The sequence below is a fragment of the Varibaculum cambriense DSM 15806 genome (assembly GCF_000420065.1).
Taxonomy (GTDB): domain Bacteria; phylum Actinomycetota; class Actinomycetes; order Actinomycetales; family Actinomycetaceae; genus Varibaculum; species Varibaculum cambriense.
Map to the genome: position 1 here is coordinate 517,144 of NZ_ATUF01000002.1, position 17,937 is coordinate 535,080.

The following is a 17,937-nucleotide window of genomic DNA, read 5'->3' on the forward strand; positions in this document are numbered from 1 at the left end:
GCGGCGGCGCGAGCCTAGAGTCTACCTTTTCCGGCTTACGCGGGCTCCGGCAGTGGCGGCAATACCCACTAAGAGGCAAACCATAGCAATCCCTAAAGCACTAATCCCAGCAGCTCCGGTTGGTGGCATCTGCTGCTTCACTTTCGAGTCAGGCTGCGGAGTTTTAGTTTTAGCTGCTTCTTTCACCGTAACCTTCGCGGTGGCAGATACGCTTTCCCCGTTCATATCGGTCAAGGTGAACTTAACCTCGTAAGTACCCGGTTTAGTCGGATCGAAGTTCCCTTTTGCAATCACTACCTTTCCGGCGAGGTCAGCTCCGTCCTCTTCATCGAACGCCTTAGTAATCAGCGAACGGAGATCAAGTTTATCGCCAGCGGTAATAGTGGCGTCTTTAACCTCTAATACCGGCGGGGTGTTCGGGCGGTACACGGGGTAGACCGCCATATTCGACATAACTACGGTGTCAGCGTTAAAGGCTTGCCCGCTGCCATCCGCCTTGGTATTCCATTCTTTGAAAACCTGCCCCGCGGGAGCTGCGGGAGCCGCCGGGAGCTGCTTCGGCAGACAAGTCTTTCCGTCACTTAGACAGTTAGTGCCAAGAGAGTGGCGGTAATAAACCTTCTGGGTAGCCAGCACTTCAGGCTCTTGACCTTCCTCAGGCGCGCCCTTATAGAAGGTAACTTCCGGGATCTTTTGATCCAACATCACGGTGAAGACGCTGGAAGTTTTAAATTTGGTGTTAGTGTTTACCTGGTCGTCGCCTTTCCATTTTTTTAGATACCCAAAACCCTCATAGCATTTCACCGCGGAAACCGGAAACGGCTTTTTTCCGTAATAGAAATAGTACTTTCCAGGCTTATATCCTTCGGCAGCGAGCTTATCGGTCTCTGCCGAGGTAGGTAATACCACCTTGCAATCTTTATCGATGGGCTTGAGCACATAGTCGCTGCCGGCCTTATATTTCGGATTAAGACCGGTCACTTTGCCCTCAGCATCTAAGCTGAAAAGATCTTTAGCGACTTCTGGGGTCTTCGTATAGGCAATGTTTACATAGTCCATGTGGAAGCGGGTTTCCGCAATCGGGTTAGAGTTGGTCGCGGCATTAGTTGCGGACTGGGAGTCTTTGCTTACCGTCATCAGGTCAGTTTTTCCGCCTCTAGCCTCCGGATACCCAGAACTTAGGGCTGTGAACCACGAGTGATACCCATCCGGCAACGTGGAGGGATCCACCTTTACGGTATAGGCTTCACCCTGCTTATATGGTCCCAGGTATTTACCTGCACTCCAACGATTCTGATCTCCAACCGTACCGGTGGTGGTCTCAATCAGATTGCCCTCGCCGTCAAAAACCTGGAAGGCAACTTTCTTCCAAGCTTCCAAAACCTGTCCTGTAGGGGCTCCGCCATATACGTCCATCGTGCGTTTCACTCCGACAGTTTCCTCTGGTTTGGAGAATAATTCCTTGCTGCCGGGTTTGAGAAATATTTCCGGTAGGATTTCAATCCGCATCGTTTTCTCGGAGTTACTATCTTCGGCGTGAGCACTTGGCAGTTGCGTGACAGCCAGTAACCCCATCCCCACTAATAGCAGCGGAGCCAGCAGGAAACTGACCACTCTTTCCATAGTTTTCGACATTTTCTCTCCACTCAAATTCTTCGTCGGTGTAAAATTAAAATCGGTTTACACCCTTTAATGATAACGGCTAGTCGCAGTTAAAAGCTGGTTAAGTAATTAAAGTCATTGAATACAAGCGGTACTCGGCGCGGTTAATCATCTTCGAAAACTAGGGTGCAGGGGTCACCACTCGCTGGGATCGCCGGTAGGGGCGGCACTGATTTCAAACAGCAAATCCCCGACTTCGACCTGATTACCTTCCGGACGGAGATTTTCCAGTTCAGAGGGGGTGGAATCCAATACCACCACCGGGCATAACGGCGAGTAGCGCGCCTTTTCAATTTGTTTAACCGAGAAAGTAGTAATGGGCTCTCCGGCTTTAACCATTTCATTTTCGAGGGCGTGGCAGGTAAAACCGTCCCCCCGCATCTTCACGGTGTCAATCCCTAAATGCACCAATACCGTTTGTTCTCTGCTGGTAATCATAAAGGCGTGGGGAAACAGCTTAACTAAGCGCCCCGAAATGGGAGCTACTGCAGTTACTTCTTTCGATCCCGGCAGCGGGCGCAAGGCTACTCCCGCCCCCACAATCATGCCGGAGAACACCAAATCCGGTACCTGCCGCAAGCTCACGATACGCCCGGGAATCGGCGCACCCACTTGCACGGTCTGTTCCTCCATGCTTCACCCCTATCCCAAAAAGGAAAACTAGCTTTCTTTACAAACCAGCCTAGCCCGCCCACATCCTCCAGGAAAATGTGTTGTTTTCCAGAGGGCGACGGGCGATACCCGCGGTCATTGAAAACTGCTACGCCGCCTCGCCGTCTAAAACGAAGCATGGTTCACCGTCCTCAAGCAATCGATTCTTCGAAGAAATCTTCATCAATGCTGTAAAGCGTGAACTGCTTTGCTTGGTGAACCGCCACTCCATAACTAAGCATCAGCTCGGTGAGTTTAATTCCGTTAATCAAGATGATTTTGCCGTGTCGGTAATTTTTTGCAGTAGTGACTGCGCGGGGTTGGAAGTCCGAGGTAGTGATAAACACTCCTAGGTTGGCGCCACGTGAATCCAAGGAACCTATGAAATTACGGATCTCCGGATCTCCAACTTTATTGGTATCTGCATAACGTTTTGCCTGGATATAGATATTGGTTAACCCCAATGCATCCTGGCGAATAATCCCGTCGATACCTCCGTCACCAGAGCGACCCACATGCTGTTTACCCCCGTAGTCACCTCCGTATCCCATAGCCCATAACAAATCGATGACCGCTTTCTCGAAAAACTCTGGCGAGGAATCTTGCAGATATTTGCGGAGTTCAGTTTCTACTTGCGCATTAAAATCGCGCTCGGCATTACTCATCACTTCAATCGGATTGCTGCTAGGGTCAGTCGTTGCTTCCGCCTCGCCACTTTTCGGCTTGCGCTGAGCAATCTCTTCCTGATATTTCGCCCATACTTCCCATTCGAGCATGTCTTTATCGGTATAGATGGAAAGATTACGCTCTGCAACCTGGAGTCCAGCATCGGTAATCTGGCAATGTCCCCGGCGAGGTCGGGTTATCAGACCCGCATGAAAAAGACCAAAGCATGCCCAGTTAATACGGTGTTGATAACGCGGTTTACCGGAGGGGATAAGCTCTTGACGCAGCTGCTTGCTTAACCCCATCGAGTCGGCAACAAGTTTGCAGATTTCGCGGACGTGTCGCACCTGACCGTCTCGCAGAACTCGAAGAACCACGGGCCTAAATTGGTAAATAGTTGGGGTGTTTTCTATGCTCATTTCTTCGCCTACCTGGTTATCTTCTGCTCTCAAGTCGATCTTATCCGGCTTTTGCTTTAGGGGGGGGGGGATTAATCCAGCTTGGCGGCGACGGTCAGCATTTGTTCGATCTCGGCGCGGTATTTTCCGTCTGCGTTCCGCACTTCCCCACTGTCTTCTAGGTAGTTATTCAAGAATTTTTCTAGAGGACGACCCAAGCCTTGCCCCGCAAGACTACCAGTACTAGCGTCGATTCCCGCGTGAGCGCGCCCTCCGAAACTGATAAGCCACATATCCTGCCCTATTGGCACGTTTGAGCTAAGGCGCGGCATTATGAAAGGAAAGTCCAGGCGTTTGGCTCCCAGGCGCTGGTAAAAAGCCCAACGCCGTTGCGGATCACCGTGATCTTCCGAGGCGGAGTGGCTGGTGGGGTCCTCAATCTCTCCTAAAATCAAAAGGGGATGAGTGCTTGTCTCCAGAGCGGAAATCGCCTGGCGGAAAAGGCTGGATCCCACGCCATGTCCGCGAGTGCGGGGACTGACTGCCAGCCAACTCAACAAAGTGACTTCCCTGGTCGCCGGCCAGGATATCGCTGCCCCTAGCGGGCGCGTCCCCTCCCAAGCAGAAAAAGTCTGAAACTGCCCAGCCTGCAGCTGAGTGATTAAATCTTGCGGCTCCCCGAGTTCTTCAGGGCCAAAAGCCTGTTCCAAAAGTTCATGAACCAGGATTTCTCCCTGACCCGGCTCCAGGTGGTTTTGATATTCGATTTGCACCCCTCAACCCTAGCCCAAAAGCTAGTTAGGATTATTTCTGGTGATAGTTCGCAGGTTATCTTGTTGACTCTAGGTTTAGGGTTGTAAGATTTCCAGGTCTATGTACTTTTGATACCGTTGCGAGATTTCTTCCGGGATAGACCCAATTCTTCCCATAGTTGCAATCGCTCCTTCAAGAACTCCTATGGGGTCTCTTTGCAGGTCTATTCTTATGTTCTGGATTTCTTCATACTCTGCACAGATCCCAGCACTCACTAAGAACTACTCGATTCAATTGTGCTGAGAGGGTGGTGAAAGACTCATCGAAGTGAGTGCGTCCGGCATTGACCCGGATCTCGTTCTCGAACGAGTAGCCCCACAGAGCGCAGACTAGGGTATCAAGAGACCTCCGAGAAGAACTCTCATGTCCGAACCCAAAGTTCATGCGTTGGGCGCCCTATCGTGACTACCGAATACTCACACAGACGGATCAACTAATTTGGCTGCCACAGGTCTCTGGTTAGCGCGATCCTGGCCAAGCCCAGTCATCAGACATTCCTTGTAGACGAGTCGCAGCCTACGGTACCTAGAAGAAGAATCCCTGGCTCGCCGCCTTGCCACGATCAATATCTCGTTGAACTTTCATCAAAGCTTCACGCTCTTCGGGCGAAGCTTCATGCACTCTCTTGTCAATTCTCCTTCGCAGAGAGAAATGCCACCAAATGGCAAATCCAACTAGCACGAGAACCGCGAGCACAATCCATTCAGCGATAGCCATAATTCAGTATCTCACAAGGTTCCCCCGCACAGTAAGGATTCGGCGTTGAAGCATCCCGGGTTTTGTTCCGAGGTTTTTGTGAGAGGATTTCGCATGCCAAGGAACTATATAAAAGTTTTTGGGGAGCGGGCTGTAAGGCTTGTTGAGGATCGTCTGCGGGATAATCTGGGAGTTTCTGAAACCCGCGTGATCGCCGATACCGCGATGAAGTTGGGGACGTCGCGGGAACCTCTTCGGCGCTGGGTGATGCGAGCGCGTGTGGATGCCGGAGTCCGTCCTCCGGTTTCCACTGAGGAAAGCGCCAAACTCAAGCGTTTGCGTCAGGAGAACGCGGAGCTGCGGCGCACGAATGAAATTTTAAAGTTGGCGTCACATCCTCAATGCTCTGGCGAAATGACACACAAAAACTGTGCAAGTCGGGAGGTGATCAGTTCCTGCCACGACCTGTGGTACGTCAAGCAGTCCTTCCGCATGTCCAAGACAGACCTGCGGGCACGCACCAGGCAGCACGAGTACCCGAAATTCGGCTGCCCTACTCCCCTACCTGCAGGCACCGCCCAACAGACCAGACGAAAACAAATCCTCTCTGACCTGTCTTTGCGTTCAGATTTCGGGCATACAAAAGGACGCCCACTTTGTATCAAAATGAGCGTCCCTTCAGTGGAGCTAAGGGGATTCGAACCCCTGACCTTCTCATTGCGAACGAGACGCGCTACCAACTGCGCCATAGCCCCTAGGTACTCTCAAAAGCCTAAGCGGGTAACGGGCAAATTTGCAAACTATGAGGCTGTGGGATTGCGCTCAAGAAAAATCACTCGGTTATACCCCGCCAAACAGGCAGATTTATTACCATTTAACTAACCGTCAGAAAAACAGGAGCGACCATGGACCCCATCGAACAGTTACTAGAAAACGAAACCGCCTACGCCGCGAAGTTTCCCGGGGAAGCTCCCCATCTACCCGAAATGAAAGTCGCGGTAGTAACCTGCATGGATTGCCGGATTGATGTGGAAACCATGTTGGGGGTAGAACCCGGACAAATCCACGTGATCCGCAATGCCGGTGGCTTGGTCACCCAGGACACCATCCGCACCCTCACCGCGTCACAACGCAGCCTGGGAACAGAGTATGTAATGCTGATCCAACACACCGACTGCGGAATGTCAAAGACCGATGATGAAGAATTTCTCGCCGAACTAGAAAAAGACACTGGACAGCGTCCCACTTGGAGGCCCGGAGGCTTCAAGGACGTGCGCGAATCAGTTAGAAACGACATGAAAAAACTGCTAGACAGCCCATTCGTGGGCGGCACTGTCCGCGGATTCGTCCTCGACGTAAAGACTGCGCGTCTAGAGGAAGTAAGCCTCTAGACCGGAACAGCAGTTCCCGTACCTTGCCATTAATACCTGTTGCAACACTGAAAGAGTAGCGTTACTTTGCTCCGCCGCCCTCTAGGTGCTAACGCAACAGGGAACGCAGGATTTTAAAAGATCTCTCTCCATAGGGGTGGTGGCGCACCGGAATATCAAAAAGCCATGATTTACGGAGAACCGTTTGTTCCCGGGTCATGGCCTTAAACGACCAGTCTCCGTGATAATTTCCCATCCCCGAGTTACCTACGCCCCCAAAAGGTGCCTTCGAAGAGCTCATATGGAGCAAAGTGTCATTGATACATACTCCCCCGGCGTTCACTTTACTCATCACTTGCCGGGCAAAGCTCCGATCTTTCGTAAAGATATATAGAGCCAGTGGATGTTCTCGCTCTTCATAGTCCGCCAAAGTTGCTTCCAGATCCGTAAAGGTAAGAACCGGCAAAATCGGGCCAAAAATTTCTTCCGACATCACCGGAGAATCCCAGGAAGGATTGTCCACAATCACCGGTTTGATTTGCTGGGTTTGCCGGTCAAGAAAATCTTCCGCTCGGCCTCCTCCATTCGAGCCCAGCAGTCTTTGTCCCGCGAGCAGCCCCGACAGGCGGGAAAAATGTTTGGGAGAAATGATTTTTACAAACGCAGATTTTCGGTATTGCTCAGTGGGGAAAACCTGGGCGATTCCCGCCTGCAAAGCCGCAATTAGCTGCGCTCGCACGTCCTCGTGTACATAAACATAATCGACACTGACGCATGTTTGCCCTGCGTTAAGCAGTTTTCCAAAAAGAATTCTGCGTGCCGCTTTTTCGATATTGGCGGTACGATCCACAAAACAAGGAGATTTTCCGCCCAGTTCCAAAGTTACTGGGGTCAAGTAGCGGGACGCGGCTTCCATTACTACGCGTCCTACCGCCGGGGAGCCGGTAAAGAAAATATGGTCAAAGCGCTGCTCTAACAGGGCGGTATTTTCGGCGCGTCCCCCACGGATAACGCTCGCCATTCCGGGCGGGAGGGCGCGGCGCAAGATTTTTTCAATCACCTCACAGGTATGCGGGGTATAGGCAGAGGGCTTGACTACCACCGTATTTCCGCCGGCGATAGCGGCAGCAATGGGTTCCATAGTGAGTTGAAAAGGATAGTTCCACGGACTCATCACCAACACCACCCCGTAGGGTTCGCGTTGCACCTGCAGCCACCCGGGCAGTTGGGAAAGGGCAGGTATTTTTGGGCGAGGCAGAGCCAGCCAAGGTAGGCGACGCCGTAAATGTTTTATTTCCGCTTTCACCAGGGAAATTTCGCTCATATAGGCTTCGGCGCGACTTTTATTTAAGTCATGCTTGAGGGCGCGATAGATCTCTGCTTGCGATTTTTCTATTTCCCGTAACAGGGCAGTGAGATTTTTCTGCCGTCCTGCTATCGGAATCGTAGTTCCGCGGTTAAAACAGCTACGAGCCTCCTCTACCGCCTGCCTAATAGCTTGCCCTTGCGAACTACTCATGCCTGTCCCTCTCTACCGGCGAGCACCTTCTTCCTATCCGGTTCCCTATTATTTTGCTATCAACTAGCCTGTTTTGAATATTTACGACGATAGATTTCCCGCATTAACAGTGCTTCCGCCTTTTTTAACGGCTTTGCCCCGCAAACACGGGCGTAACGCGCCGCTAAGGCGTTTTTCTCTAGCACTATCTGCGCACTGTGAGCAGCATCCAGATCCGCGCCGAGGCAATAGGCCGCCGTGTTGGTCAGTACCGCATTCCCTCGGGTGGTTCCATCAGCTTTCAGGCCGATAATCTGCGCAAAATCATCCAGGTAGGCAGGTAGTTTTCCTCCAAAAAAGTCCGCCACCTGCGCGTGGTGGCAGGTAATAATAGCGCCAACATCGGGGCGCTGTCGATAAATCCGCAAGTGATTCGCCTGCGTAGCAGCGTCCGGGGTGGTGGGACGGCCTTGCTCATCAACCCAAACTAGGGCGTCACCCTCCCCTTCACGCCGGGAAGTAAGCGAACGCGCAGGCAAAGGCGGCAAGCAGGAGAGCTCCCGCTGATATAAATCCTTGGCTACCTTTTCCAAAGCATTTGCGAGCCGCCGTGCCTGATCGGCACTTTCTGCCCAGATCATGGCGCCATGGGCTTTCATCAAAATCACCTGCGCCCCGGTGCGCTGCAGGGTTTCTTCCACCCCGCGGTGCAGCTTCTTCGTCGAGGGCAACCCATAGGGAGCCACCGGCAGCACCTCTTGTCCCAATTCGGCTTGTGCTTCTTCATCCAGCGGGAAATCTTTTTTCGCCAGCGACAGCGCAGACGCATAGGGCTGGTGCGTATGAATCACCCACCGCGCCTGCGGAAATAAGCGATAGGTAAGGGCGTGCATCGGGTATTCAGAGGAAGGTTTATAAGGGCCAGACCAATCTTTAGGTCCGGTACATACAGGAAGTTCCTCCTCAGTCATGGTTTCGTAGCGGCGTCCCGAGGGGGTAATCAAAAAGTCGTCCCCGCTGCCGCGTACCGAAAAGTTCCCCCAGGTGCGCACCACTAGCCCATCGGAGAGCAGCTGATGCGAAAGCTCGACTAGCTTGGCACGCTTCTTATTTTCATCACAGTTCACAGCTCTACCACCTTTTGGAATACCCGCTCGAAGGCAGCAAGCGCCTGGTCGATATCCTCTTCGTTATAAGCAGCCGAGGTGTAAAGGCGGGAACCTGCCAGAGTCACGATTCCTTCTGCCATATAGGCCGCGCCCATATGCTCCATTTCTTTCTTCCGCTGGCTGGTCGCCTTCAAAACGTTCGGGATCTCCCAGGGTTTCTTCCAGTTGATCGCAAAATGCATAGTCCCCACGGTCTCCAGGTGACACACGCTGCGCTGGTTAAACGCCACAAACGGCAGGCGATATTGCTTGATGAGGGCGCGCAGCCCATCGGTTAAGCGATCCCCCATCTTGGCGGCGCGATCACATGCTGAGGTCTCGGCGATCTCTTTAATCGTGTAGTAACCGGCCAGCGAAGACAGCGGATTCGCGGTCATAGTTCCCCCGACCAGCGCTTTCTTAACTTTATCTCCGGTTTGAATCCCCGCGGCGAGGTAGCGCATATATTCTTTGCGCCCTCCCAGGCCACCCGCAGAGGGATAGCCACCGGCGATTACTTTGCCGAATACAGTCAGATCGGGCATTACTCCAAAGTAGCCCTGCGCCCCATGCTCAGAAATGCGGAAGGCGGTCACTACTTCGTCAAAAATAAGTAGCGCTCCGTATTTGTTAGCCAGCGCCCGCGCGCCTCGTAAAAATTCTTGAGTAATCGGCCGAGTACCGGACTCCGGCCCGATCGGCTCGATCATAATCGCGGCGGTACCACCGGTGAGTTTCTTATGCTTTAGTTTGCGTTCCAAGTCTTCGAGATCGCCGGGGAAAAACTCGTCAGTCAGCGACATACAACGCAGGGGAATCCCGCTGGCCTGGGTAAACTTTGACCCTGGAATCCGGATCCCATAGGCGAGCTGATCTGACCAGCCATGGTAGGCACCCCCCATTTTTAGGACGTGGCGATGCTTAGTGGCTAGGCGTGCCACCCTAATTGAGGCCATACAGGCTTCGGTACCGGATCCAAAAGCCCGGAACATATCCACAGAGGGAATCAGGTCGCGCACTAGCGCGCCCAGACGGTACTCGTATTCATGGAAAAGCCCGGTGGAGGGGCCGCAAGTATTGAGTAAGTCAATAACTTTTTCCCGCACCTGCGGGGGGTTTGACCCCAGAACTGTGGGTCCGCCCGCCTGCAGGAAGTCCAGATACTCATTGCCATCCAGATCCCTCAACTTATTGCCGTTGGCGCCGGTAAATACCAGGGGGAAGGGATGATTAAATGCCAGATTATGCTGCACCCCGCCCGGGATTACCTCCTGCGCTTCCCGGATCATCGTCCGGGACTTGGTGCACTTTTTTGCAAAATACTCGTCCTCATACTCACGCAAAGCGGAAGAAGAAATCGAGTAAACAGGTTGTTTGATTAGCTCATCTAGCTCGCGCGTTACCTGCCGCGCTCCGGGACGATTGATATCCATTTTGACCCCCATTAGACAACGTGAGCGCTTACTCACAACAACGTGACCTAGATTAACCTTTGGGGGCGTTACTGTCAATGATTGCCGCCCATAACCACCCCCTCCAAATCGCTTCTTAACTGGGATAATAACTTATTTTGTCGAGAGCAATTCTCCCGATCCCTCAGCTAATAACCGAAAACACGTCTGAAAGACGCGAAAACGTGTTACTATCACGCCAGATAAGTGAGAGCTCACTCACTGGAAAGAGGAATTCATAAATGGAATGGGCAACGCAGCGCTTCCAGCAGTTAGATCCTAAGAAAGCAAGGCGGATCATTGACGCAGCCGTCAGTGAGTTCGCAGAAAAGGGCTACGAAGCCGCGAATACCAACCGGATCGCTAAAGCTGCCGAAATCTCCGTAGGATCACTGTTTCAGTACTTTAAAACCAAAGAAAATCTGTTCCGTTATGTGATTCACCTGGGAGCCGGGCTTATCGAAACCGATATCGGCGAGATACTACAAGCAGAAATCAGCGGCCGGGAAAAAATCCGTAAACTGATGCTGCTCACCGTGAATGCTTGTGAGGAATATCCGGAATACCAGCAGCTTTACCACGAGATCACCGCGATCGGGAATCGGGAGTTAACCCTTGATATCGCCCGTGAATTGGAAAGCTATACCGCATCTGGGCTGGTAAAGCTGATTGAACAGGGACAAGAGCGGGGAGACATCCGCACGGATTTACCTGCGGAAGTCCTGTCCTTCACCGTCGATAATGCCATGGTAATGATGCAGTACTCGCTATCTACCCCCTATTTCAAAGGACGCGCCCAGCTTTACCAAGTGGCCGAACCAAACGAATTTGCCGAACAGATGACGGAAATCCTCTGGTCGGCCCTAGAAAAGAGGTCTTAATGTATTGCTTAACCTACGACGTGGGAACCACCGGCGTTAAAACCTGTTTATTTGAAGTCAGCGACCAGATACGCCCGGTGGCCAGTGCCAGCGAAGGCTACGGACTGCAAGTAGTTCCCGGGGGCGGCATTGAACAAAACCCCGATGACTGGTGGGCAGCAATGGCTAGCGCTACCGCACAAATAAAAGCCCAGGCGGAGACGGAACTAGCGCAAATCCAGGGGATCAGCTTCTGTTCCCAAATGCAGTCTCTAGTGCTGCTAGACGAAGAGGCTCGTCCGGTACACCCTTCAATGTCTTATATGGATCAGCGCGGCGGCTCCCAGCTGCGAAAAATTGCTGGCCAGGCTCCCCGGATAGCCGGGATTAACCTGGTGAAACTGCTGCGCAGCCTCTACCATACCGGCGCAGTGTCCGCCTCGGCGAAAGATCCGGTCTGGAAATACCATTGGATGAAAGAAAACCGGCCGGAAGAACTCGCTAAAGCCCATAAATGGCTAGACGTTAAAGATGCGATCATTGCCCGGATGACCGGCGAATTTACTATGAGTGAGGACAGCGCATTTTCTACGTTGCTGTACGATATTCGCTCAAAAGAAAAGCGTTTCAGCCCCGCAATGCTAAAGATGCTGAAGGTAGACCCGCAGCTGATGCCACCCATCGTGGCTTCTACCGATATCGTGGGGGAACTTCGCCCTCAGCAAGCCCGCGAACTCGGGTTGAAAGCAGGGGTGCCGGTCTTTTCCGGAGGAGGGGATGCCTCCTTGATCCCGGTAGGGGCGGGGGCCGCTAGGAAGGGCGACACCCACGTATATGTGGGTACTTCCGGGTGGGTGGAAACCGTAACCGACAAGATCACGATCGACACTTCCGCCATGATTGCCACGGTGGTGGGAGCTATCAGCGGAAACTATAACTATTTCGCCGAGATGGAAACCGCCGGAAAATGCCTGGAGTGGGTACGCGACCATCTTGCTAAAGATGAGATCCATATTTACCTGGATCAAAGAGATGTGGCGGATGATCCTGAAAGCGAGTTCCATTCCCTCTACGAATACATGTCAACCGTCATCGACTCCGCACCCGCGGGAGCCGGTGGGGTGCTATTTGCGCCTTGGCTGCACGGCAACCGCTGCCCCTTCGAAGACCCCAATGCCCGGGGAGCCTTTATCGGGATTGGCTTAGAAACTGGGAAAACCGAGCTGCTACGCGCAGTGGCGGAGGGCGTGTGTTATCACGTGCGCTGGTTCCTGGAAACCCAAGAAAAGAAAGTTAAAACCGCTCCCCGACTGCGGTTTGTAGGCGGCGGGGCGCTCAGCCCGGTTACCTGCCAGATTCTGGCTGATATTACCGGCAAACCCGTGGACACAGTAGCCAATCCGCAAGATGTAGGAGCGGTAGGAGCCGCGCTGGTGATAGCCGCCGGACTAGGGGAAATCCCTTCACTAGCGGAAGCGTCTTCCCTAGTACCGGTTACCGCCTCCTATCAGCCGAACCTTGAGCACAAAGACCGCTACGACCAAATGTTCGCGGCTTTTAAAGATATTTATCCGGCAAATAAAAAGATTTTCGCGCAATTGGAGGCGATTCGATGAACTCGGAAGGAAATCTTCCCTCGGAAACCGAGGGCGAACCCGCAGCTACCCAAAAAGCACCTCTGCCTGGCGAGGCCGCTAAGGGTAAAGAAGCTGCCATTCAAGCCCTTAAGTTCACTTTGCTATCTATCTCCGCCGGGTTGGTGGAGGCCGCCAGCTTCTCCCTTTTAGAGTGGTTAACTCCCCTGCCCTACGCTTGGACCCACTTTATTTCCATTACTTTGTCGGTGATCTATAACTTCACCCTCAACCGGCGTTACACCTTTAAGTCCGCCAATAACGTTCCGATCGCAATGGCCAAAGTTGCGGTTTTCTACGCCTTCTTTATTCCCGTCACTATGTGGCTGGGGGCGCTGGCCGCCAACGCCGGCGTCAACGATTTCATTATCAAGGGCGTAACCATGATTCTTAACTTCATTGGCGAGTTCGCCTGGTGGAAGTGGGTAGTGTTCCGCGGCACGGAAAACACCAACGACCTAGCACTTAAGTAGCTCGCCGACACCCGGGCTGGGTACCGCCGGGGGATGAAAAGCACTCGGGGGACCCCAGTGAGCCTAGCTACGCTCGGCTCAAGCCCCCTCTCGCATCTTTTCATCCCCCAGCTCAGCTACTCAGCCGTTACTACTCGTCAAAACTGCTTATCTAAACGCACGCTGGTATCGTGACGCTGACCGCCAAAAAGCGCTCTGGGGACCCCGGTGAGTCTTGCTTCGCTCGACTCAAGCCCCCATTCGCATCTTTTTGACAGCCAGCTCAGTAATACCGGAGGTTATTGGCATTCAGAACTTTAACCTGTCACCCGACTTACATCGCGGGCGCCGCCTTGGTCGGCACTTAAAGCGCAGGCAGCGTAGAGTTTCAGAGCGTCAGAAACTGTGCGTTTGCGGCTGCGCGGAGTGTAGGGATGGGGACGCTGTTCCATTTGCTGGCGACGGCGATTCAGTTCTGCTTCCGACACCTCTAGGGTTAAGGATTCGGTGTTGACATCGATAGTGATTTCATCGCCGTCCTCAATCAGGGCAATCAACCCCCCATCAGCGGCCTCGGGAGAAATATGCCCCACCGAAATCCCGGAAGTACCACCCGAAAACCGCCCATCGGTGATTAGGGCGCACTTTTTACCCAATCCTCTCCCCTTTAGGAAGGAGGTCGGGTAGAGCATTTCTTGCATTCCCGGCCCGCCCGCCGGCCCTTCGTAGCGAATCACTACTACGTGACCAGGCTTAACACTGTGATTTAGGATTTTCTCAATGGCCTCTTCTTGGGATTCCATCACGATCGCTTTACCGCGGAAATGGTACAGGTCGCTATCGATTCCAGCGGCTTTAATAATGGCACCTTTTTCTGCCAGATTCCCCCGCAAAACCGTCAATCCCCCGTTGGCCGAATAGGCGTGGGCGGTATCGCGGATACAACCACTGACCGTATCGGCATCCAGGTCTTTCCACTGGTTAGCAGTGGAGAATGGCTCGGTAGTACGCACTCCCCCAGGAGCTGCCTTAAACAATTCTTCCGCCTGTTCAGTCGCAGAGCCACCCCGTACGTCCCAATCGGCTAGCCATTTTTCTAGCGAGGGCGCGTGAATCGAGGTGACCTCACGGTTTAATAGCCCGGCGCGGTCAAGTTCTCCCAGCAGTGCGGGAATCCCGCCGGCGCGATGCACGTCCTCCATATGGTAATCATTGTGGTTAGGCGCCGCCTTGCACAGACAAGGCACGCTGCGCCCCAGTCGGGAAATATCTTCCAAATCAAAGCGCACCCCGGCTTCGCGAGCAACTGCCAGCAGGTGTAGCACGGTGTTTGAGGAACCCCCCATCGCCATATCTAGACTCATGGCATTCAGGAACGCCTCCCGCGATGCGATTTGCCGCGGCAAAACCGCGTCCTCCTCCTGGTCATAATAACGCTGGCATAGCTGCACTATTAGCTTTCCTGCCTGGGTAAATAGTTCCCGGCGCGCAACGTGAGTTGCCAGGGTGGAACCATTTCCGGGCAGCGCCAACCCCAGCGCTTCCGTCAGGCAGTTCATCGAGTTAGCGGTGAACATTCCCGAACAAGACCCACAGGTGGGGCAGACCGCTTTTTCGATCTCGGTCAGCTGTTGATCAGAAATCTCCTGGTCAGCAGTGGCATTCATTACCGTAATCAGATTGCCGTGCCCGTTTTGGGACGGCCCCACAATCATATTGGGGTCGATCCCTCGCCCGGCCTCCATGGGACCGCCAGAGACAAACACGGTGGGAATGTTGAGGCGCATAGCGGCAATCATCATTCCCGGAGTGATCTTGTCGCAGTTAGAGATACAAACCAGGGCGTCTGCGCAGTGGGCATTCACCATATATTCCACGCTGTCGGCGATGATTTCCCGACTGGGCAAAGAATAGAGCATCCCCTGGTGCCCCATGGCAATCCCGTCATCAATGGCGATGGTGTTAAACTCTTTCGCTACCCCGCCCGCAGCTTTAATAGCCTGCGCCACCAGCGGAGACACTTTGTTTAGGTGTACGTGACCAGGAACAAACTGGGTAAAGGAGTTGGCAATGGCAATAATCGGTTTCCCAAAATCACTGTCACTCATGCCGGTGGCACGCCACAGCGAGCGGGCGCCTGCCATATTGCGGCCGGCAGTGGAAGTTCTTGAACGAAGTGGATAAGCCATTTTTCTCCTAAAAAATATTGTCTATTGTTGGCGGGGTGATGGGCTTACGAGGACGAGGGCGCGAGCCCCGCTGCTAACAGCAGAACCCACGCCCTCCTAAACGCTAGCTAGTCACAAAGCTGGTACGTCCAGCCGTAAGGATCGGGAGCTTCCCCATTTTGGATGTCTACCAGGCGCTGATGAATACTGGCGGTAACCGGTCCGCAAGGCACTTCCACCTCGAAATCATCGGAGCCGAGCCGCCCAATCGGGGTTACTACCGCGGCAGTTCCGCAGGCGAATACTTCACTCACTTCACCCGAGCGAATATCATCTACCAGCGACTCTAGAGAGATATCACGCTCGAAAACCGGGGTGCCGCTATCGCGCAGCAACCGGCAGATCGCCGAGCGAGTTCCGCCCTCGAGAATTACTCCGGTTAGACGCGGGGTGTGCACTGAACCGTCCCTACGCACCACGAACACGTTCATGCCACCCAGTTCTTCCAGGTTGGTGTGGGTGGTATCCAAGAAACAGACCTGCTCATAGCCTTTCTCGGCCGCCATATTTTGGGGCAGCAAAGAGGCCGCATAGTTGCCTCCGCATTTCGCTTCCCCGGTACCACCTGGACCGGCCCGATGGTAGTGGCGGTCAACCCAAATGGACACCCCTTTGGCTTCCCCTCCCGAGAAATAGGCACCAGAAGGAGAACCAATCACCAGATATTTCGCTTCATTGGCAGAATGCACCCCCAGGTAAGGCTCAGTTGCGATTAAGAAGGGGCGAAGGTAGAGGGAAGTATTGGGGGCGGTTGGTACCCAACGTTTATCGGCACGCACCAGGTCTACTACCGAAGCCGCAAAGTCCTCTTCCGGGATTTCCGGTAGCGCCAGACGCCGCGCCGAAGCATTTAGGCGAGCAGCATTATAGCGAGGGCGAAAAGCCCAGATAGAGCCATCTTTATGGCGGTAGGCTTTCAGCCCTTCGAAAACTTCTTGGCCGTAATGAAACACTACCGCCCCCGGCGAGAGACTGAGATTTTCGAAGGCTTGCACGCGGTGTCCGCTCCACCCTTCGCCGGCTTTCCATTCAGCAACCGCCATGTGGTCGCCGAACTTGGAGCCAAAAGACAAAGAATCCATAATCTCGCGGTATTCTTCCTCGCTGGCTGGATGCTGGTTGGGCTGCAAAGCAAAACGCCCCGCCAACTCATCCGCGCTCGGCAATGGAACTTGCGATGCCGCCTCTAACTGGGTAGGCACATGGGTTAAACCATTCTCGCTCATCATCATGTTCTTTCCGGCTCCGGGGAGCCTATTGTGGGGTTTAAATTTTTTTCAAGGTCACCGGGTGACCAGTTTTTCTCAACAGAGTACGGATTTTCGCCCCCCCTTAGAGGCGGGCAGCAATCGCATCCCCAATCTGGCTAGTACTGCGCTGCAAAGGCTGACCTTGCTCGGCGGCGAGGGCGCGCTCCTCCATATCGGCAGCGATCGCGGCGCGGATATTGTCTGCCTGCTGGCCAGCGCCCTCGTTTTCTAGCAGCATCGCTACTGAAGAAATCGTGGCCGTGGGATCCGCAATCCCCTTCCCGGCGATATCGGGTGCCGAACCATGTACCGGCTCAAACATGGAGGGGAAGGTGCGGTCAGGATTGATATTTCCCGAGGCCGCCAGCCCAATTCCCCCAGTAATCGCGCCTGCTTCGTCAGTCAAAATATCGCCAAACAGGTTATCGGTGACGATTACGTCAAATCGTGCCGGGTCTTGCACCAGGTAAATAGTAGCGGCATCTACATGCGCATAATCCCAGGTAACCTCCGGGTATTCTTCCGCGACCCGTTCTACCGTTCGCCGCCATAGATGCCCGGCATGAACCAGCACATTGTGTTTATGCACTAAAGTTACGTGCTGACGCCGCTTGGCAGCCTGGGCAAACGCGAAGCGCACCACCCGTTCGATCCCAAAAGCAGTGTTGACGGAAACTTCGGTGGCGATCTCTTGGTCGGTACCCACCCGGATTGCTCCGCCGTTACCGCAGTACAAGCCCTCGGTACCCTCTCGAACTACTACAAAATCAATCTCTCCCGGGTTCGCCAGCGGAGTAGGCACTCCCCGGTAGTAGTGGGCAGGGCGCAGATTAACGTAGTGATCCAGACTGAAACGCAACTTGAGCAGCAAGCCGCGTTCTAGCACCCCGGAGGGAACCGCGGGATCTCCGACCGCCCCCAGCAAAATCACGTCGTGGTTCTTAATGCTGTCTAGCTCGGCCTCAGGCAGAATTTCTCCGGTCTCCCGGTAGCGAGCAGCCCCCAAGTTGAATTCAGTTTTATCGACTGTAATCCCGCTACCAGCCAAGGCAGCGTCCATGACCTTTAGGCCTTCGGCAACTACCTCCTTGCCAATCCCGTCCCCGGGAATAACCGCGAGCTTAATGGTATTACCCATAGTTGTAACTAACCTTCCTCCG

At 53.7% G+C, this 17,937-nt stretch carries 14 protein-coding genes, 1 tRNA gene and 1 pseudogene; 5 read left to right on the top strand and 11 right to left on the bottom strand.

The features are described 5' to 3' along the window. Positions 1-21: 21 nt before the first annotated feature. The 4 genes from F605_RS0102370 to F605_RS0102385 all read right to left on the bottom strand — a co-directional run bounded on the left by F605_RS0102370 (position 22) and on the right by F605_RS0102385 (position 4,150). Positions 22-1,635, bottom strand: coding sequence for a bacterial Ig-like domain-containing protein (locus tag F605_RS0102370; protein ID WP_022864311.1), 1,614 nt, complete (start codon positions 1,633-1,635; stop codon positions 22-24). A gap of 162 nt (positions 1,636-1,797) precedes the next feature. Continuing rightward, positions 1,798-2,295, bottom strand: a complete 498-nt coding sequence (locus F605_RS0102375) for a PTS sugar transporter subunit IIA (RefSeq protein WP_022864312.1) — start codon at positions 2,293-2,295, stop codon at positions 1,798-1,800. A gap of 170 nt (positions 2,296-2,465) precedes the next feature. Continuing rightward, a complete protein-coding gene (locus F605_RS0102380; protein ID WP_022864313.1) occupies positions 2,466-3,398 on the bottom strand; it encodes a restriction endonuclease in 933 nt (310 codons plus the stop codon). A gap of 71 nt (positions 3,399-3,469) precedes the next feature. Beyond that, on the bottom strand, positions 3,470-4,150 hold the full coding sequence (locus tag F605_RS0102385; RefSeq protein ID WP_022864314.1) for a GNAT family N-acetyltransferase: 681 nt from the start codon (positions 4,148-4,150) through the stop codon (positions 3,470-3,472). A gap of 988 nt (positions 4,151-5,138) precedes the next feature. On the opposite strand from F605_RS0102385, the pseudogene F605_RS11595 reads away from it, so the two are divergent. Further along, positions 5,139-5,279, top strand: a pseudogene (locus tag F605_RS11595) (IS3-like element IS987 family transposase); the annotation flags it as partial. Positions 5,280-5,568: 289 nt separating this feature from the next. Here F605_RS11595 and F605_RS0102395 read toward each other — a convergent pair. Further along, positions 5,569-5,641: transfer RNA gene (locus F605_RS0102395), tRNA-Ala, on the bottom strand. A gap of 150 nt (positions 5,642-5,791) precedes the next feature. Between F605_RS0102395 and F605_RS0102400 the strand changes: the two genes are divergently transcribed. Next, entirely contained in the window at positions 5,792-6,277 is a 486-nt protein-coding gene (locus F605_RS0102400; protein WP_022864316.1) for a beta-class carbonic anhydrase, read from the top strand. A gap of 88 nt (positions 6,278-6,365) precedes the next feature. Here the strand turns inward: F605_RS0102400 and F605_RS0102405 are convergent, their stop codons facing one another. Genes F605_RS0102405 through F605_RS0102415 form a run of 3 tightly spaced genes read right to left on the bottom strand, consistent with a single transcriptional unit; the run spans position 6,366 to position 10,335 of the window. Further along, complete coding sequence (locus F605_RS0102405; RefSeq protein ID WP_022864317.1) at positions 6,366-7,775, bottom strand: aldehyde dehydrogenase family protein; 1,410 nt, start codon at positions 7,773-7,775, stop codon at positions 6,366-6,368. Positions 7,776-7,834: 59 nt separating this feature from the next. Beyond that, on the bottom strand, positions 7,835-8,881 hold the full coding sequence (locus F605_RS0102410) for a class II aldolase/adducin family protein (protein ID WP_022864318.1): 1,047 nt from the start codon (positions 8,879-8,881) through the stop codon (positions 7,835-7,837). Beyond that, positions 8,878-10,335 carry an aspartate aminotransferase family protein gene (locus F605_RS0102415; RefSeq protein WP_022864319.1) on the bottom strand — a complete coding sequence of 486 codons (1,458 nt, stop codon included), beginning with the start codon at positions 10,333-10,335 and terminating at the stop codon, positions 8,878-8,880. Before F605_RS0102415 ends, F605_RS0102410 begins: the two co-directional genes overlap by 4 nt. A 260-nt stretch (positions 10,336-10,595) precedes the next feature. On the opposite strand from F605_RS0102415, the gene F605_RS09415 reads away from it, so the two are divergent. The 3 genes from F605_RS09415 to F605_RS0102430 are packed head-to-tail and all read left to right on the top strand — an operon-like array spanning position 10,596 to position 13,320. Beyond that, positions 10,596-11,234: a TetR/AcrR family transcriptional regulator gene (locus F605_RS09415; RefSeq protein ID WP_022864320.1), complete on the top strand. Its 639-nt coding sequence runs from the start codon at positions 10,596-10,598 to the stop codon at positions 11,232-11,234. Then, the gene (locus F605_RS0102425; protein WP_022864321.1) at positions 11,234-12,829 is read left to right on the top strand and encodes a xylulokinase; all 1,596 of its coding nucleotides are present in this window, start codon (positions 11,234-11,236) and stop codon (positions 12,827-12,829) included. The genes F605_RS09415 and F605_RS0102425 overlap by 1 nt, the downstream gene beginning before the upstream one ends. Beyond that, a complete protein-coding gene (locus tag F605_RS0102430; protein WP_022864322.1) occupies positions 12,826-13,320 on the top strand; it encodes a GtrA family protein in 495 nt (164 codons plus the stop codon). Before F605_RS0102425 ends, F605_RS0102430 begins: the two co-directional genes overlap by 4 nt. 296 nt (positions 13,321-13,616) lie before the next feature. Here the strand turns inward: F605_RS0102430 and ilvD are convergent, their stop codons facing one another. From ilvD to F605_RS0102445, 3 genes are all read right to left on the bottom strand, one after another. Beyond that, on the bottom strand, positions 13,617-15,488 hold the full coding sequence (gene ilvD, locus F605_RS0102435; RefSeq protein ID WP_022864323.1) for a dihydroxy-acid dehydratase: 1,872 nt from the start codon (positions 15,486-15,488) through the stop codon (positions 13,617-13,619). 107 nt (positions 15,489-15,595) lie between these two features. Continuing rightward, positions 15,596-16,759: a branched-chain amino acid aminotransferase gene (locus tag F605_RS0102440; RefSeq protein ID WP_022864324.1), complete on the bottom strand. Its 1,164-nt coding sequence runs from the start codon at positions 16,757-16,759 to the stop codon at positions 15,596-15,598. 100 nt (positions 16,760-16,859) lie between these two features. Further along, complete coding sequence (locus F605_RS0102445) at positions 16,860-17,915, bottom strand: 3-isopropylmalate dehydrogenase (RefSeq protein WP_022864325.1); 1,056 nt, start codon at positions 17,913-17,915, stop codon at positions 16,860-16,862. Positions 17,916-17,937 lie beyond the last annotated feature (22 nt).

Coding starts and splice junctions, on each gene's coding strand:
- F605_RS0102370 (WP_022864311.1), bottom strand. CDS start 1,635: ATGTCGAAAACTATGGAAAGAGTGGTCAGTTTCCTGCTGGCTCCGCTG.
- F605_RS0102375 (WP_022864312.1), bottom strand. CDS start 2,295: ATGGAGGAACAGACCGTGCAAGTGGGTGCGCCGATTCCCGGGCGTATC.
- F605_RS0102380 (WP_022864313.1), bottom strand. CDS start 3,398: ATGAGCATAGAAAACACCCCAACTATTTACCAATTTAGGCCCGTGGTT.
- F605_RS0102400 (WP_022864316.1), top strand. CDS start 5,792: ATGGACCCCATCGAACAGTTACTAGAAAACGAAACCGCCTACGCCGCG.
- F605_RS0102405 (WP_022864317.1), bottom strand. CDS start 7,775: ATGAGTAGTTCGCAAGGGCAAGCTATTAGGCAGGCGGTAGAGGAGGCT.
- F605_RS0102415 (WP_022864319.1), bottom strand. CDS start 10,335: ATGGATATCAATCGTCCCGGAGCGCGGCAGGTAACGCGCGAGCTAGAT.
- F605_RS09415 (WP_022864320.1), top strand. CDS start 10,596: ATGGAATGGGCAACGCAGCGCTTCCAGCAGTTAGATCCTAAGAAAGCA.
- F605_RS0102425 (WP_022864321.1), top strand. CDS start 11,234: ATGTATTGCTTAACCTACGACGTGGGAACCACCGGCGTTAAAACCTGT.
- F605_RS0102430 (WP_022864322.1), top strand. CDS start 12,826: ATGAACTCGGAAGGAAATCTTCCCTCGGAAACCGAGGGCGAACCCGCA.
- ilvD (WP_022864323.1), bottom strand. CDS start 15,488: ATGGCTTATCCACTTCGTTCAAGAACTTCCACTGCCGGCCGCAATATG.
- F605_RS0102440 (WP_022864324.1), bottom strand. CDS start 16,759: ATGATGATGAGCGAGAATGGTTTAACCCATGTGCCTACCCAGTTAGAG.
- F605_RS0102445 (WP_022864325.1), bottom strand. CDS start 17,915: ATGGGTAATACCATTAAGCTCGCGGTTATTCCCGGGGACGGGATTGGC.